General features: G+C 73.0%; 11 protein-coding genes. 3 read left to right on the plus strand and 8 right to left on the minus strand.

Annotated features, from left to right (window positions below; translation table 11 throughout):
• Window positions 1-634 precede the first annotated feature (634 nt).
• Window positions 635-1,978 carry a GH1 family beta-glucosidase gene (locus EV382_RS14915; protein WP_130402429.1) on the plus strand — a complete coding sequence of 448 codons (1,344 nt, stop codon included), beginning with the start codon at window positions 635-637 and terminating at the stop codon, window positions 1,976-1,978.
• A 79-nt stretch (window positions 1,979-2,057) separates the two neighbouring features.
• Here the strand turns inward: EV382_RS14915 and EV382_RS14920 are convergent, their stop codons facing one another.
• The 3 genes from EV382_RS14920 to EV382_RS14930 form a co-directional block, all read right to left on the minus strand.
• Complete coding sequence (locus EV382_RS14920) at window positions 2,058-2,480, minus strand: roadblock/LC7 domain-containing protein (RefSeq protein ID WP_030328666.1); 423 nt, start codon at window positions 2,478-2,480, stop codon at window positions 2,058-2,060.
• Window positions 2,477-5,014: a sensor histidine kinase gene (locus EV382_RS14925; RefSeq protein ID WP_208758422.1), complete on the minus strand. Its 2,538-nt coding sequence runs from the start codon at window positions 5,012-5,014 to the stop codon at window positions 2,477-2,479. The genes EV382_RS14920 and EV382_RS14925 overlap by 4 nt, the downstream gene beginning before the upstream one ends.
• Before the next feature lie 99 nt (window positions 5,015-5,113).
• On the minus strand, window positions 5,114-6,526 hold the full coding sequence (locus EV382_RS14930) for an FGGY family carbohydrate kinase (RefSeq protein ID WP_130402431.1): 1,413 nt from the start codon (window positions 6,524-6,526) through the stop codon (window positions 5,114-5,116).
• A 204-nt stretch (window positions 6,527-6,730) separates the two neighbouring features.
• Here EV382_RS14930 and EV382_RS14935 point away from each other — a divergent pair, with 204 nt between their 5' ends.
• Complete coding sequence (locus EV382_RS14935; protein ID WP_130402433.1) at window positions 6,731-8,653, plus strand: anthranilate synthase family protein; 1,923 nt, start codon at window positions 6,731-6,733, stop codon at window positions 8,651-8,653.
• Window positions 8,654-8,749: 96 nt separating this feature from the next.
• Here the strand turns inward: EV382_RS14935 and wrbA are convergent, their stop codons facing one another.
• The 4 genes from wrbA to EV382_RS14955 all read right to left on the minus strand — a co-directional run bounded on the left by wrbA (window position 8,750) and on the right by EV382_RS14955 (window position 11,239).
• Window positions 8,750-9,367, minus strand: coding sequence for an NAD(P)H:quinone oxidoreductase (gene wrbA, locus EV382_RS14940; RefSeq protein WP_130402435.1), 618 nt, complete (start codon window positions 9,365-9,367; stop codon window positions 8,750-8,752).
• A 289-nt stretch (window positions 9,368-9,656) separates the two neighbouring features.
• Window positions 9,657-10,025, minus strand: a complete 369-nt coding sequence (locus EV382_RS14945; RefSeq protein ID WP_130402437.1) for a DUF3037 domain-containing protein — start codon at window positions 10,023-10,025, stop codon at window positions 9,657-9,659.
• Window positions 10,022-10,780 carry a HipA family kinase gene (locus EV382_RS14950; RefSeq protein ID WP_130402439.1) on the minus strand — a complete coding sequence of 253 codons (759 nt, stop codon included), beginning with the start codon at window positions 10,778-10,780 and terminating at the stop codon, window positions 10,022-10,024. The genes EV382_RS14945 and EV382_RS14950 overlap by 4 nt, the downstream gene beginning before the upstream one ends.
• 66 nt (window positions 10,781-10,846) lie before the next feature.
• Window positions 10,847-11,239: a hypothetical protein gene (locus EV382_RS14955; protein ID WP_130402441.1), complete on the minus strand. Its 393-nt coding sequence runs from the start codon at window positions 11,237-11,239 to the stop codon at window positions 10,847-10,849.
• A gap of 138 nt (window positions 11,240-11,377) precedes the next feature.
• Here EV382_RS14955 and EV382_RS14960 point away from each other — a divergent pair, with 138 nt between their 5' ends.
• The gene (locus EV382_RS14960; RefSeq protein WP_130402443.1) at window positions 11,378-12,487 is read left to right on the plus strand and encodes a winged helix DNA-binding domain-containing protein; all 1,110 of its coding nucleotides are present in this window, start codon (window positions 11,378-11,380) and stop codon (window positions 12,485-12,487) included.
• Here the strand turns inward: EV382_RS14960 and malQ are convergent.
• Window positions 12,439-14,553: a 4-alpha-glucanotransferase gene (malQ, locus tag EV382_RS14965; protein ID WP_130402445.1), complete on the minus strand. Its 2,115-nt coding sequence runs from the start codon at window positions 14,551-14,553 to the stop codon at window positions 12,439-12,441. The two genes, EV382_RS14960 and malQ, sit on opposite strands and share 49 nt — an antisense overlap.
• Window positions 14,554-14,569: the final 16 nt, after the last annotated feature.

Genomic DNA, 14,569 nt, shown 5'->3' on the forward strand with positions numbered 1-14,569 from the left:
GTGGACCCGCACTCGCGCGATGTGGCTCCTGTCGCGTCGAATCGACAGTGTGCCATGGAAGCGCTCCCACAACAAGCGCACGGAGCGCCGGATCAGCTCCTTGTTTCGATCTCGTTTTGGGGCTTTCACAAAGGCGTGACGGGCGTTACAGTCGCAACATCGGTCGATGGGAGCGCTTCCATCGACAAGGTTCCAACAAGAAGATCGCTGGGGTCGTCCCGACGGGCCCAGGGAACCAACCGAGGGCCGACGACGGGCCAGCCCGGACGCCGTCGTCAGCCATCGTCCCGCCACAGGGAGGGAGGTGGAACCAGAGCCACTCGCGTGGCCCGGCTCCCGCGCGACACGCACGGCAGGACCCAAATTCCGCCCGTGTGTGTGCAGTTACGGTGGGGACGGGGGTTGCCCTCCCCCGTCCCCACACTAAACCCCCGTAGACGATAGGAAAAGAGGCCGACGGGACAGGCGCGCCGCGCCGCCCGGACGGCCTCGTTCGCTGCTCGGGGCCACACCCGCATCCCATCCGCCAGCGCCGGCCGTCATGACGACCGGCTGACCGGCCGGCAGCGTCTGCCCTATCATGGGAGCGCTCCCGAAACCTTCGGCGGTGGCCCCGTATCCATGAGGAGAATCCATGTCGATACCTATCGGGCCCGCCGGCCCGCTGCGCTTCCCGGAGAACTTCGGCTGGGGCGCGGCCACCTCCGCGTACCAGATCGAGGGCGCCACCAAGGAGGACGGGCGCGGCGAGTCGGTCTGGGACACCTTCAGCCGCGTCCCGGGGCGCACCCGCAACGGCGACACCGGCGACGTGGCCATCGACCACTACCACCGGTACGCCGAGGACCTCGACCTCATGCGCGACCTCGGGTTGCGCAGCTACCGCTTCTCCATCTCCTGGCCCCGGATCCAACCCGACGGCACCGGCACGCCCAACCAGCGCGGCCTCGACTTCTACCGCCGCCTCCTCGACGGTCTGCACGAACGCGGGATCACCCCGATGGCCACCCTGTTCCACTGGGACCTCCCCCAGGCGCTACAGGACACCGGCGGCTGGGAATCACGCGACACCGCCCACCGCTTCGCCGACTACGCCGACGTGGTCTTCCGCGCCCTCGGCGACCGGGTGCCGGCCTGGCTCACCATCAACGAGCCCAAGACCGTGGTGCAGAACGGCTACCTGACCGGCCACCACGCCCCCGGTCGGCAGGACCCGGACGCCGCCTACCTCGTCGCCCACCATCTGCAACTCGCCCACGGCTTCGCCGTCGAGGCGCTGCGCGCCACCGGCAGCGACAGCCGGATCGGCCCCGCGCTCAACCTGCACCCCTGCTACCCCGCGGACGACTCCCCGCAGGCCGCTGCGGCCGCCCACCTCTACGACGGCTATGAGAACCGCCTCTACCTCGACTCCCTGCTCAAGGGCAGCTACCCGGAGGACCTGCTGGCCGACCTGGGCCCGCAGAGCCGGATGGTCCAGGGCATCCGCGACGGCGACCTGAAGATCATCTCTGCGCCCGTCGACCTGCTGGCCGTGCAGTACTACACCCCGATCTACGTCACCGCCGACGGCGGCACCGAGCACCGCTGGGCGACCTCCGAAGCCGACTGGCAGCAGATCTACCCCGAGGGGATGTACGACCTGCTGACCCGGATCACCCGCGACTACGGCCCGATCCCGCTCACCATCACCGAGAACGGGCTACCCACACCGGACACGCTGGACGCGGACGACACCGTCCAGGACACCGGCCGGATCAGCTTCCTGCGCGACCACCTCGCAGCCGCCCACCGGGCCATCACCGACGGAGTGCCGCTGGAGAGCTTCCACGTCTGGTCACTGCTGGACAACTTCGAATGGGACCAGGGGTACGACCAGCGCTGGGGTCTGGTCTACGTGGACTACCCCACCCAGCGGCGGGTGCTCAAGAACAGCGCCACCTGGTACCGCTCCGTCATCGCCGACGGCGGCTTCTGAACTCCCCGCCACCCGGACGTCCGGGCCCGGACGGCTCGGCTCGGGTGAGCCGTCACCGTCCGGGCCTCAGCCGGCTCACTCAGCGGGGCAGCGCCTGCTGCAACTCCGCCCGCAGGGCCGGGGTGAGCATTTCCCCCGCCTGCTTGGCCAGCCGGGCCATCTCGTAGCCCACCACGCCGATGTCCGCGTCACCGGCGGCCAACGTGGCCAGGATCGAACCGTCGCGGATCTGCATCACCAGGAAGTAGCCACGGCCCATCTCCACCACCGTCTGCTTGACGACATCGCCGTCGAACATCTGGGCCGCGCCCGCGGTGATGCTCATCAGCCCGGAGGTCACCGCGGCGAGCTTGTCCGCGTTGTCCCTCGGCAGGTGATCGGAGATCGCCACCAACAGCCCGTCAGAGGAGACCACCACCGCGTGCGCCACACCCGGCACCCGCTCCGCGAACGCGCTCACCAGCCAGCTCAGGTCACGCGCCTCCTGGCTCAACGTCGTCACTGTCGTCGTCCCCCTTCGTCGTGCCCCCCGGACGGTGGCACGGGTATCTCGGTGGTGTCCTCAGCCTCGGCGCGCCGTACTCCGCTGTAGAGCCGCGAGAGCATGCCGCCGACCGCCTCCGGGTCCGGGTCGGTGCGGGTCGGTGCCGACATTGGTTGTGCCGAACGGGTGACAGCGCTCAACTGCGCCATCGGCACCCGCACCGGCAAGCCGCGCTCATTGGTGCCGGCGGTCACCGGGATGCTCGGCGGTGCCGCCGGCGCGGGCACCGCCGGCGCGCTCGGGCCCTGCCGCGAATACCAGCCCCCGCCGCCACCCCGAGCAGCGGCCGGGGTCAACACGTCCTCGGCGCGCAGCGGCACCGGGCGGCCCTGGCGCGGCACGCCGACGCCCGGCGGACGGCCGGCCACCGGCATGTCCCGCACCGCGGCGGCCGGCACCGGGGCAGCCGCCGGACGGACCGCCCCGGGCGGCGCAGCCACCCCCCGCGCCGCGCTCGCCGCCAGCATCCGTGCCGACGGAGGCGCATCCAACTCCACGGTGCCCGCCGGGGCCAGCAACAGCGCGGGCAGGGCGAGCCGGGCGACCAGGCCGTCCTCGCCGCCCTCCAACCGCACGCGTACGCCCAACCGGGCCGCCAGGTGGCTGACCACGAAGAGCCCCATCCGCTCCACCGCCGCGACGTCCGCGGCCGGAGGGCTGGCCAGCACCTCGTTCGCCTGGACCAACGCGGCCGGGCTCATGCCCAGACCACGGTCGACGATCTCGATCAGCGAAGCGCCCTCCTCGACCCGGGCGGTCACCACCACGACGGTGTCCGGACGGGAGAAGGCCGTGGCGTTCTCCAGCAACTCGGCCAGCAGGTGCACCAACTCGCCGACGGCGTGCCCGACCACGTACACGTCGGCCACCGAGTCGATCCGGACCCGCTGGTACTGCTCGATCTCGGCGGCGGCGGCCAGCAGCACCGCACCGAGGCCGACCGGCCGGTTCCACCGGCGGGTGGAGTCGGTGCCGGCGAGCACCAGCAGGCTCTCGTCGTTACGGCGCATACGGGCGGCCAGGTGATCGAGCTTGAACAGATTCTCCAGCTGGTCCGGGTCGCTCTCCTCGCGCTCCAGGTCGTCCAGCAGCTCCAGCTGACGCTCCACCAGCACCTGGCTACGTCGGGCCAGGTTGACGAACATCGCGTTGACGTTGCGCCGCATCATCGCCTGCTCCACGGCGACCGTGACCGCGCTGCGGTGCACCGCCACGAACGCCTCGGCCAACTCACCGAGCTCGTCGAGCGAGCGGACCACCGCCGGCGCGACCTCGATGCGGGGCACCCCGCCGGTGACGCTCTTCAACTGGTCCAGCGTGTCCGGCAACTCGACCTGGGCGATCCGCAACGCCTGGCTCCGCAGCAGCCGCATCGAACGGGCCACCGACCGACCGATGAACAACGAGATCAGCAGGGCGGCCAGCAGGACCGTGACCACCCCGCCGACGACCAGCAGGGTCGTCCGCAGCTGATCGTCGCTGGCCTGCTCGGCCTGCCGTACGGCGTCGTCGAGCACGCCCGCCTCAAGCTGGCGCAGCAACTCCTGGCGCTGCTGACTGGCCGACCACCACTGCTCCGACGGCAGCACCTGCGGCGACCCGCCACCCGAGGACAGGCTGCGCTCCTCCAGACCGGTGGCGACCAGGAACATCGGCGACACCGACGTCTCGTCGTAGCGCTGGATCTGCTCGCTGGTCGCGGCCACCCGGAACGCGCCCAGCGCGGTGAGTTGCTGCCCGCGCAGGTCGGCGAGGACCACCCGGTCCTCGGTGCCGTACGCACCGGCGCGGGCGGCGGCGTAGAGCTGCGCCCGCACCCGGGACGAGAGTTCCTTGACCCGGGCCAGCTGGACGTAGCGCAGCACGGCGTCGTTCAGCGCCGGCTGGTTCTGCCCCGGGGTCGGTTCGGCGAGCAGGTCGAGCAACGCCCCGATCGCCCGGTGGTAGTTGCCCAGGATGGTCTCGCTGCTGACCACCGCCGGCGGAATCGCCGCGCGGATGTCCACCACCTGGTCGTACGCTTCAAGGGCCTCGGAGAAGGCGACCCGCCAGGACGCGTCCGCGTCGGCCAGTGGCTCGGCCGCCCGGCTGAGCTCCACGATGGCCTTGTCGCTGGCCTCCTGCAACGGCTTCAGGTCGTTCGCGGCGGTCTGCCGGTCACCACCCTTACGCAGCTCACCCAGCTCCCCCGCCGAACGGTCACGCTCCTGCTGGAGGTGGTGCACCGCCGCGGTGATCTGCCGGCCGATGCCGACCTGGCTGGAGAAGTCGTTCAACGCCGTCGTCCGCCCCACCAGCGCGCTGGTCTGCACACCGGCGAGCAGCAGGAACGCCATCGACGGCACGACCAGAACGGTGGCGAGCTTCGTGCTCATCCGCCAGTCGCGCAAGCGGAACGCCGACCGCCGTCGATGCGGAACGACGCGAACGTCGAAGCGGCGTCGGCGATGGTTCGACACCGCGCCGTTCGCCGGGTCGGGACCTGCCGCCACCCTGCCTCCTCCGTGCTACCGCGTCCACCGCGGTCCGGGGAGCGCAGTCCATCCAACCAGGCTCCCTACCGCTGTCAACGGCCCGGGCGAGGCCGAGGTTCAGGAAGGATACTGCGGGTGGGAACGTCCTGCCGTGGTCGGCAAAACCAGCTCGTCCGTCCGGCCGATGTCGGCGAGCCCGATCGCGTCACCGAAGCGTCCCAACGCCACCAACGCCGCACCGGTGGCGCCGATCTCCGGATTGCGTTGATGCGACACCGGTCGCGGCGCGAGGGCGGTGGCGAAGGCCTGCCGCCACCACACCGAGGCGGCCACCGCACCGCCGCCCAACACCACGCCGACCGGTTTGTCGATGGTGGACTCCAACACCCCGAGATCCTCCGCGACCAGCTCACACAGCCCCTGCATCAGCCCGGCCAGGATGTCGACCGAGGTGGTGCCGAAGCTCAGGCCGCGCAGCTCACCACTGCCCGCCGGGGCCAGCCCGGGCGCCCGGTCGCCACCGAAGCGGGGGTCGGCCGGTCGGCCACCACCCGGCGGCACCAACGCCAACGCCGCCTCCAGCTCGGCGCCCTGGGGCAACCGCAGCTCCCGGTTCGCCCAGGCGAAAAGATTGCCCCCGTTGGCGTACGCGGCCCCGGTCACCACGTGGTCGTGGTCGACCCGGTAACGCCACAGCCGTTCGGGGAGGCGGGGCATCGCCTCGCCGGCCGGGATCCGCTGCATCAGCCGGACGGCGGCGGAGGTGCCCACGGTGACGGCGGCCCGGCTCGGGTCGACGCAGCCCGAGCCGACGTTCGACGCTCCGCCGTCGCCCACCGGCGGTGACCACCGGGCCTGCGCCAACTGCGGCCACCGGCGCGCCAGGTCGGCCCGCAGCCGGCCGTGCCAGTCCAGCTCCCCCAGCGGCGGCAGGTCCTCCGGGCGCGCCTCGGCAAGTGTCAGCGCCTCCTCGTCCCACCGCAGGGTGCGCAGGTCCAGCAGACCGGTCCCGGAGGCCTGGGAGATCGACATGGGTGCCGTGTCGAGCAGCTCACCCAACACGTACTCGGGCAGACCGACGAACCGGGCGATCGGGGTGCCGGACTGCTCCCGCAACCACGGCAACCGCATCGACCAGTACGACCGGTGCCACCAGCAGCCGGTGCGCTGGTGGAAACCGTCCGGGTCCGTCGGCCCGGCGGTGCCGCCGACCGGGGCGGGCCGGGTGTCCAGCCAGGTGACCACCGGGCCCATCGGGGCGCCGTCGCGGTCCAGCGGGAGCACCGAGTGCCACTGGGCGGAGACCGCCACCAGGTCCACGTCGTGCAGGTGCCCCGACTCGGCCAGCTCGTCCAGGCACTCGACCAGGCTCGCCAGGTAGTCCCGCCCGGACAGCGTGGCGGTGCCGTCGTCGCCGATGGCGAGGTCGACCTTGCGGCGGGCCAGGGCACCGGGCATCGGCTGGGTCTGCGCGTCCAGCACCAGCCCGCGTACCGAGGAGGTCCCCAGGTCGAGCGCGAGAATGTTCATCGCCGGTCAAGTTACCCGGTGACAGCCGGGCGACGGGCGCGTAGGGTCGATCACATGCTCACGCGTCTGACCTGCTGGTGGCCCGCCAACCCGGCGGCCACCTCCCGCGCGTAGCTCCCATCACGCGGCCGCCATCGAGGCGGTCGCCGGATCTCCCGGCCACAGGGCCGCCCGACGGCGCCGCCCAGCCCGACGGAGACTCCGATGACCCACCTGACCGACCTGTTCGCCGCCATCGCTTGCGGCGTCGACCCCGGCCCCTTCGCGCTGCTGCGCCGCGACGGCGCCGACGAACTGGACCTCCTCACCGGCCCGCTCGACACCGCCGAAGAACTCAGCGACCTTCCGCTGCCGCCCGGCCCGCCCAGGGCACGCACGTTGGCCCTGGTGCCGTACCGGCAGATCGCCGAGCGCGGCTTCGCCTGCGTCGACGACGACGCCCCGCTGGAGTTCCTCCAGATCCGCCGGCACCAGCGGATCACCCTGACCGACGCCCTCGCCGCGCTGCCCGACGAACCGGTGCACACCACCGACGCCGGCTTCGACGTCAGCGACGAGGAGTACGCGCAGACCGTGCAGCGGGTGCTGTCCGAGGAGATCGGCCACGGCGAGGGCGCGAACTTCGTCATCCACCGCGCCCTGCACGCCACCGTGCAGGGCCCGCCGCTGAGCGCCGCGCTGGCCGCGCTGCGCCGGCTGCTGATCGCCGAGCGCGGCGCGTACTGGACGTTCGTGGTGCACACCGGCACCCGGACGCTGGTCGGCGCCAGCCCCGAGCGGCACGTCAGCGTCGACGACGGACTGGTGCTGATGAACCCGATCAGCGGCACCTTCCGCTGCCCCGGCGGCGTCGCGGACCGGGCGGCCCTGCTGCGCTTCCTCGCCGACCCGAAGGAGATCGAAGAGCTGTACATGGTGCTCGACGAGGAGCTGAAGATGATGGCCACCGTCGCCGAGCACGGTGGGCAGGTCATCGGGCCGTACCTGAAGGAGATGTCCCACCTGGCGCACACCGAGTACCTGCTCGCCGGGCGGGGCACCCGGGACGTACGGGAGGTGCTGCGCGAGACGATGTTCGCCCCCACCGTGACAGGCAGCCCGATCGAGAACGCCTGCCGGGTGATCGCCCGGCACGAGCGGCGGGGCCGGCGCTACTACGCGGGCGTACTGGCACTGCTCGGCCACGACGAGGCCGGCCGGCAGACGCTCGACGCCCCGATCCTGATCCGCACCGCCGAGATCTCCCCCACCGGCCGACTGCGGGTGCCGGTCGGCGCGACCCTGGTCCGACACTCGACGGCGGCCGGCGAGGTGGCCGAGACGCACGCCAAGGCCGCCGGTGTGCTCGCCGCGCTCGGCCTCGGGCCGGCGGCGTCCGTCGGCGACCGCACGCCGGTCGCGCGGCTGGCCGACGACCCGGCGGTACACGACGCGCTGGCAGCCCGCAACGCACCGCTGGCCCGGTTCTGGCTGGACCAGCGGTCACCGGACGCGCCCGGACTACCCGGGCTGGTCGGCCGCCGGGCGCTGATCGTGGACGCCGAGGACACCTTCACCAGCATGCTGGCCCACCAACTCGGCGCGCTGGGCCTGGCGGTGACCACCCGAGCGTGGCACGTGGGCGGCCCGGTCGACGACTACGACCTGGTGGTCGCCGGGCCCGGACCGGGCGACCCGGGCAGCGCGGACGAGCCGAAGATGGTGGCGCTGCGCGAGTTGCTGGCCGGGCTGCTGGCCACCGGCCGTCCCACCCTGGCGGTCTGCCTCGGCCATCAGGTGCTGGCCGGGCTGCTGGGGCTGGCACTGCACCGCCGCGACGCCCCCTACCAGGGGTTGCAGCGGGACGTGCCGGTGTTCGGCCGGACCCGACGGGTGGGGTTCTACTCGACGTTCACCGCCCGCGCCGAGGCCGACCGGCTGAGCACCGCGTACGGGCCGGTGGAGCTGGCGCGCGACCCGGGCGACGGCGCCGTGCACGCCCTGCGGGGGCGCGGCTTCGCCGGGGTGCAGTTCCACCCGGAGTCGGTGCTCAGCCCGGACGGGCTCGCCGTGCTGAGCGAGCTGGTGACCGACCTGCTGCCCGCGTCGCGCACCGACGAACTCTCCGCGGCGCGCGGTGGCGCATAGTCGTCCGCGCCCGGGGTAGGGCTGCATCGACCGGTGACGCGGACGGGTCCGAGAGCCCCCGCCCGCGTCACCGGTCGCCCAGCCAGCCCCGGCCGGTCAGCCGGACATGCCCGCCTTCAGCGCGGTCCCCAGCAGCACCGCCCGACGGGCGGTGAGCGCGCAGGCCCCCAGCGCCACCGCGTCCGGGGCGATCTCGCCGTTGTTGCTGGTGTGCGAGGGGCCGTACGGGTTGCCGGCGATGAACTGGCTGCTGTCGGTGTAACCGGGGGTGACCACGACCCCGCCCCAGTGGTAGAACACGTTGAAGAGCGAGGTCAACGTGGTCTCCTGCCCGCCGTGCGAGGTCGCCGTCGAGGTGAAGGCGGAGTAGACCTTGTTGGCCAACGCGCCCTGGGCCCAGAGCGGGCCGGTGGTGTCGATGAACTGCTTGAGCTGCGCCGCGATCAGGCCGTACCGGGTGGGCGCGCCGAGGATCACCACGTCGGCCCAGGCCAGGTCGTCGACCATCGCTTCGGGCACATCCTGGGTCTCCAGGCGGTGCGCGTGCCAGCCGGAGTTGGAGCGGATCGCCTCGTCCGGCGCCAACTCGCGCACCTTGCGCAGGCGCACGTCCGCACCGGCGTCCCCGGCGGCCTCACACACGGCCTGCGCCATCTGGTAGGTGATGCCGGTGGCGCTGTAGTAGATCACCGCTACCTTCGTCTGGGCAGCCATCAACGTGTCCCCTTCTCGTCTCGGATCAGCTCCCGCGACTACCCGCTGCGGAGGCGCGCTAACGAGGCCCGGACGTTCCCTACCGGTCCGCCGCCTCAAGTTTTCCGCAACTTCTCGGTCGTTTCGGCCTGTCGTCTCGCGCGGACGACGATCCTGATGCCATCGGTGCCGGCGGGATCGAGCCGCCGCCCCGCACCGGGAACCTGAACGGGGGATCGCGCTCCGCCGGCAGCGGCGCTGGCGTAGCGCGATCAGGGGACCGTTCCCACGGCCCGGCTTGCGCCCCCGCTCAGCGGACCAGGGCCGCCATCAGCCGGTCCAGTTCGGCCGCCGGGTCGACGGTGAGGCCGGTGTGCACCGGCCCCGTCTGGATCATCGTGCTGCGCGGCGCGGCCAGCCAGTGGAACCGCTCACCGAGCCGCATCCGGGTCGCCGGCCCGTCCCCGGAGCAGGTCCGGTCCCACGAGTCGAGCACCGCGGCCACCGCCGGCAGGTCGACGTCGGGTGCCAGCGCGCGAACCCGGTCGGCGTCCAGGTGGGTCCGGGCGGCCAGGAAGTCGCGCTGCTGGCAGTAGAGCAACACCCCGACGTTGATCTGTTCACCGCGCTCGATGCGGGGCACCAGCCGGATCAGCGCGTACTCGAAGGGTTGCCTCATGCCCCGCTCCCCGATGGCAGCCAGTCGGCCGTACGGGCGACCCGGCGGGACAGGTGGTCCAGGTACGCCTCGCGCGCCGCGTCCGCCGTCGCGAAGTCGGCGGCGGTCAACCACTCCCCCGGCACCAGGGCCAACACCTCGGTGAGCAGCTCCGGGGTGACCTGGGGGGCCAGTTCGGCGTCCGCCTCGGCCAGCCGCGACGCGTACGGCGCCAGCACGTGATCCTCCGCGCGGTAGGCCCGGTGCACGGCGGCCTCGGCGCGCGGCCAGTTGTGGTGGAAGTACAGCGAGGCCCCGTGGTCGATCAGCCACAGCTCCCGGTGCCAGACGAGCAGGTTCGGATTGCGCCAACTCCGGTCGACGTTCTCCACGTACGCGTCGAACCAGAGCACCCGGGAGGCCAGCGCCGGGTCGACCGGGTGCGCCACCGGGTCGAAGCCCAACGCCCCGGGCAGGAAGTCCATCCCGAGGTTGGCCCCACCGCTGCTGCGCAGCAGCTCCTGCACCTCCTGGTCGGGCTCGGCCCGCCCGATGACCGGGTCGATGGCGAGGACCACCAGCGGCGGCACCCGCAACCCCAGCCGGCGGGCCAGCTCACCGCAGATCACCTCGGCGATCAGCGCCTTGGGGCCCTGCCCGGCGCCTCGGAACTTCGCCACGTAGGTGCCCAGGTCGTCGGCCTCCACCACGCCCGGCAGCGACCCACCCTCGCGCAGCGGGGTGACGTAGCGGATCGCGGTGACCTGGCGGAGCACGCCGCCCACCCTACTGGGGCCGGCCGCGACGGGTGGCGGGCCGGCCCGGACCGCCGCGCACGCGGATCAGTCGAGCTTGTCGCGCAGCTTGTCGACCTGGGTCTGGAGGCGGTCCACCGCGCCCTCGTTGTTGACGAACGTGGTGATTCCGGCGGCCAGTCCGAGACCGATCAGCACGGCGATGATGCTGAGCACCAGGCCGCCGATCGACACGCCCCGTCCGGTGACCCCGGGTCGAGCCGCCATCTTGAGACCGACGATGCCCAGAATGATCCCGATGATGCCGAGCACCACACCCCACCAGGCGAGGATCGCCGTCAACACGCTGAACAACGCGGCCACGCCGAAGACCAGGGCGAACGTCGCGGCGGCGCTCGTCTTCGCGCGGGCACCACCCCGATGTCCCCGGGACCCGGCCGTTACGCCGGCACCCCGGGCCGGCTCGCTTGCGGCAGTCATGAGAATCCCTTCCGTACGCGCGGCGCGCGTACTTCCGGCGAGCCGCTTTCCCCCGACCACCGCCGTTACGCCTCCCATCAACTAAATGTCGGTGTTCGCCCCTAGGCTGGCCGCCCGGACACGGAGAAGGAGCGCCCGATGACTGTCGACCTCAGCGCGGCCGACGCGCTGGCGCTGCGGATGATGAGTCTGCTGCTGCGCCCCCATCCGAGCACCCGACCCGGCACCGTCGCCGAGGTGGTCGAATGGTTCGGCGCGATGCAGGCACAGGACCTGGCCAGCGGGTTGTGGTCGCTGGGCGCTCGGCTACCCGGCCGCGGCGTCGCCGACGTGCAGGCGGCGTTGGAGCGACGGGAGGCGCTGCGCACCTGGCCGATGCGGGGCACCGTGCACCTCGTCCCGCCCGCCGACGCCCGTTGGATGCTGGAGCTGACCGGCGTGCGATCGCTGGCCGGCGTGGCGACCCGTCGGGCGCAGCTCGGCCTCACCGAGGCCGACGCGGACCGGGCGGTCGACGTCCTCGGCGCGGCCCTGGCCGGCGGCGGTCGGCTCACCCGCGCGCAGTGCCTGGCCACCCTGCGGGCAGCCGGCCTGGGCACCGACGGGCAACGGGGTTACCACCTGCTGTGGTTTGCGAGCGTGCGCGGCGTGACCTGCGTGGCACCGAACATCGGCACCGAGCAGACCTTCGCCCTGCTCGACGAATGGGCACCCGCATCCCACCGGCCGGAACGGGACGAGGCGTTGGCCCTGCTCGCCCACCGCTACGTTCGCGGGCACGGCCCGGTCACCGACCGCGAGTTCGCCGGGTGGAGCGGCCTCACTCTCACCGACGCCCGGCGTGGCCTGGCCGCCGCCGACGACGCGCTGAGCACCGTACGCGTCGACGGCACCCCGATGTACGTCGACGCGGCCCTGGCCGACGCGCCGCGCACCGCACCGGACGACGTGCTGGCGTTGCCCGGCTTCGACGAGTACCTGCTCGGCTTCCGGGACCGCACGTTGATGCTCGACCCCGCTCACCAGGCGGCCGTGGTGCCGGGCAACAACGGCATCTTCCAGGCCACCGTGGTCCGCGCGGGCCGGGTGGTAGGCGTGTGGAAACGCAAAATCGGCCGCACCGCGGTCACCGTGACGATCCAGCCGCTCACGACGCTCGACGTCGCCGCGCGGGCCCGGGTGGAGCAGGCGCTCGGACGCTACGCCGACTTCCTCGGGCTGCCGGCCCGCTTCGACTGGCTGAGCTGACCCGGCGGTGGCGCCGCCTCGGCGGGGCCAGGTCGGGCGGCGTGCGGGCGGGCGGCGTTGAGCAGGTCGACGATCCGGCCCACCCGGGGGTCGGCGCGGATCTGCGCCACGCTGAGCGGCAGCGGCAGCCGCCAGTTCGGATATTCGTCCACCGTGCCCGGCATGTTGGGTTGGCGCACCTCGCCCAGCACGTCGTAGAGAGAGACGCCGAGCAGCCGGGTGGGGCTGGCCGCGAGCGCGGCGTGCATCGCCACCACCACCTCGCTGTCATCGGGTGCCGCGGTCGCATCGGGCCGCGCCGGCTCGACAACCGCCCTTTGCTCTGCACCCGCGGAGGCGACAGCTACGGTCGGTGGCCGCGGTGTCGGCTCGGGCAGGAGGTTCTCGGCGCGCAGCATCGTGAGCAGCCGTTCCCGATCGGCGGCGGCGCGGGCCCGCTCCTGCGCCACGTCGGTGCCGAGCAGTTTCAACTCGTCGCGCACCCGCACGTGCTCACCGGTCAGGAAGCCCGGCGCGGTGGGCAGATCGTGGGTGGAGATCGTGGCGAGGGCGTTGCGCGGCCACCGGGCCGGCGCGACGAAATCACCGGCCTCGTCACGCGCGAACCACAGCACCGTCGAGCCGAGCATGTTGCGCCCCCGCAGCCCCCGGGTCACCGCCGGTTGGACCGTGCCGAGATCCTCACCGACCACCACCGCACCGGCCCGGTGCGCCTCCAACGCGAGAATGCCGAGCATCGCCTCGGCGTCGTACCGCACATAGGTGCCCTCGGCCGCGCCGCCGCCCGGCGGCACCCACCACAGCCGCCACAGGCCGGCGACATGGTCGACGCGCAGACCGCCGGCGTGCCGCAACGCGCGGCGCAGCATGTCCCGGTAGGCGGCGTAGCCGGTGGCGGCGAGCCGGTCCGGCCGCCAGGCGGCGAGCCCCCAGTCCTGGCCGAGCTGGTTGAAGTCGTCCGGCGGCGCGCCGACCCGCACACCCTGGGCCAGCACGTCGGCGAGCTGCCACCCGTCCGCGCCGCCCGGGTCGATGCCGACGGCCAGGTCGTGTACGACGCCGACCGGCATCCCCGCCGACCGGGCCGCCGCCGTGACGGCGTCGAGCTGCTCGTCGCAGAGGTGTTGCAGCCACGCGTGGAAGGCGACCCGGTCGGCGAGCTGCCGACGCTGCTCGGCGACCGCCGGGGCGTCGGGGTGGTGCAGCTCCGCCGGCCAGGCCCGCCAGTCGTTGCCGTGCCGCTCGGCGAGCGCGCACCAGGTGGCGAAACTCGTCAGCGCCGGGTCCGCGGCAGGATCCACCGGCTGGGCGTACGGGTGCAGCAGCTCCAGGGCGTGGCGCTTGGCGGCCCACACCTCGTCGTAGTCGATCAGGGGCCCCCGGTCGGGGCGCAACGCGTCGACCACCGCACGGGTCGCCGGGTCCACCGCCCGGTACGCGGCGGTGTCGCTGACCCGCAGATAGAGCGGGTTGACGAAGCGTCGGCTGGCCGGCGAATACGGTGAGGTGGCCACCGGGTGCGCCGGCCCGACCGCGTGCAGCGGGTTGAGCAGCACCAGCCCTGCCCCGGTGGCACCGGCCCAGCCGGTGAACTCGGCGAGGTCACCGAGGTCGCCCATGCCCCAGGAGCGCTCCGAGGTGAGCGTGTAGAGCTGGAGCATCCACCCCCAGGTCCGCGGCGGCACCGGCAGGCGGCGCGGCACCACCACCAGTGTCACCTCCCGATCGGCGCAGGTCAGCCGGTGCCAACCCAGCGGCAGGTCCGCCGGCAGCTCGCCGTCGACCGCGCGGCGGCCGCCGTCCTCCAGGCTCACCACCCCCGGGCCGGGCAGCGCCCGGCGGCGGCCCTGGGTGAGTACGACCGTCTGCGGCAGCGCGCTCCGGTCGACCGCGCGGGCTGCGGCGAGCGCGTCGGCGATCGCGGTCGGGCTGGTGGCGTCCACGCCGAGCAGCCCCAGCACGCCCACCACCGTCTCCGGTGCGACCTCGACGCGGCGGTGCCGCCAATCCTCGTACCAGGTGGAAACGCCGTGCGCGTTGGCCAGTGCGGCCAATCGTCGGTTCATCCCGCCCCCCGCTTCA

This window comes from Micromonospora violae, from assembly GCF_004217135.1.
In the GTDB taxonomy this organism is placed as follows: Bacteria; Actinomycetota; Actinomycetes; order Mycobacteriales; family Micromonosporaceae; genus Micromonospora; species Micromonospora violae.

Bases quoted from the DNA above. Each gene is read 5' to 3' on its own strand.
- EV382_RS14930 (WP_130402431.1), bottom strand. From the start codon at position 6,526: ATGAACATTCTCGCGCTCGACCTGGGGACCTCCTCGGTACGCGGGCTG.
- EV382_RS14915 (WP_130402429.1), top strand. From the start codon at position 635: ATGTCGATACCTATCGGGCCCGCCGGCCCGCTGCGCTTCCCGGAGAAC.
- malQ (WP_130402445.1), bottom strand. From the start codon at position 14,553: ATGAACCGACGATTGGCCGCACTGGCCAACGCGCACGGCGTTTCCACC.
- EV382_RS14960 (WP_130402443.1), top strand. From the start codon at position 11,378: ATGACTGTCGACCTCAGCGCGGCCGACGCGCTGGCGCTGCGGATGATG.
- EV382_RS14935 (WP_130402433.1), top strand. From the start codon at position 6,731: ATGACCCACCTGACCGACCTGTTCGCCGCCATCGCTTGCGGCGTCGAC.
- EV382_RS14945 (WP_130402437.1), bottom strand. From the start codon at position 10,025: ATGAGGCAACCCTTCGAGTACGCGCTGATCCGGCTGGTGCCCCGCATC.
- wrbA (WP_130402435.1), bottom strand. From the start codon at position 9,367: ATGGCTGCCCAGACGAAGGTAGCGGTGATCTACTACAGCGCCACCGGC.
- EV382_RS14955 (WP_130402441.1), bottom strand. From the start codon at position 11,239: ATGACTGCCGCAAGCGAGCCGGCCCGGGGTGCCGGCGTAACGGCCGGG.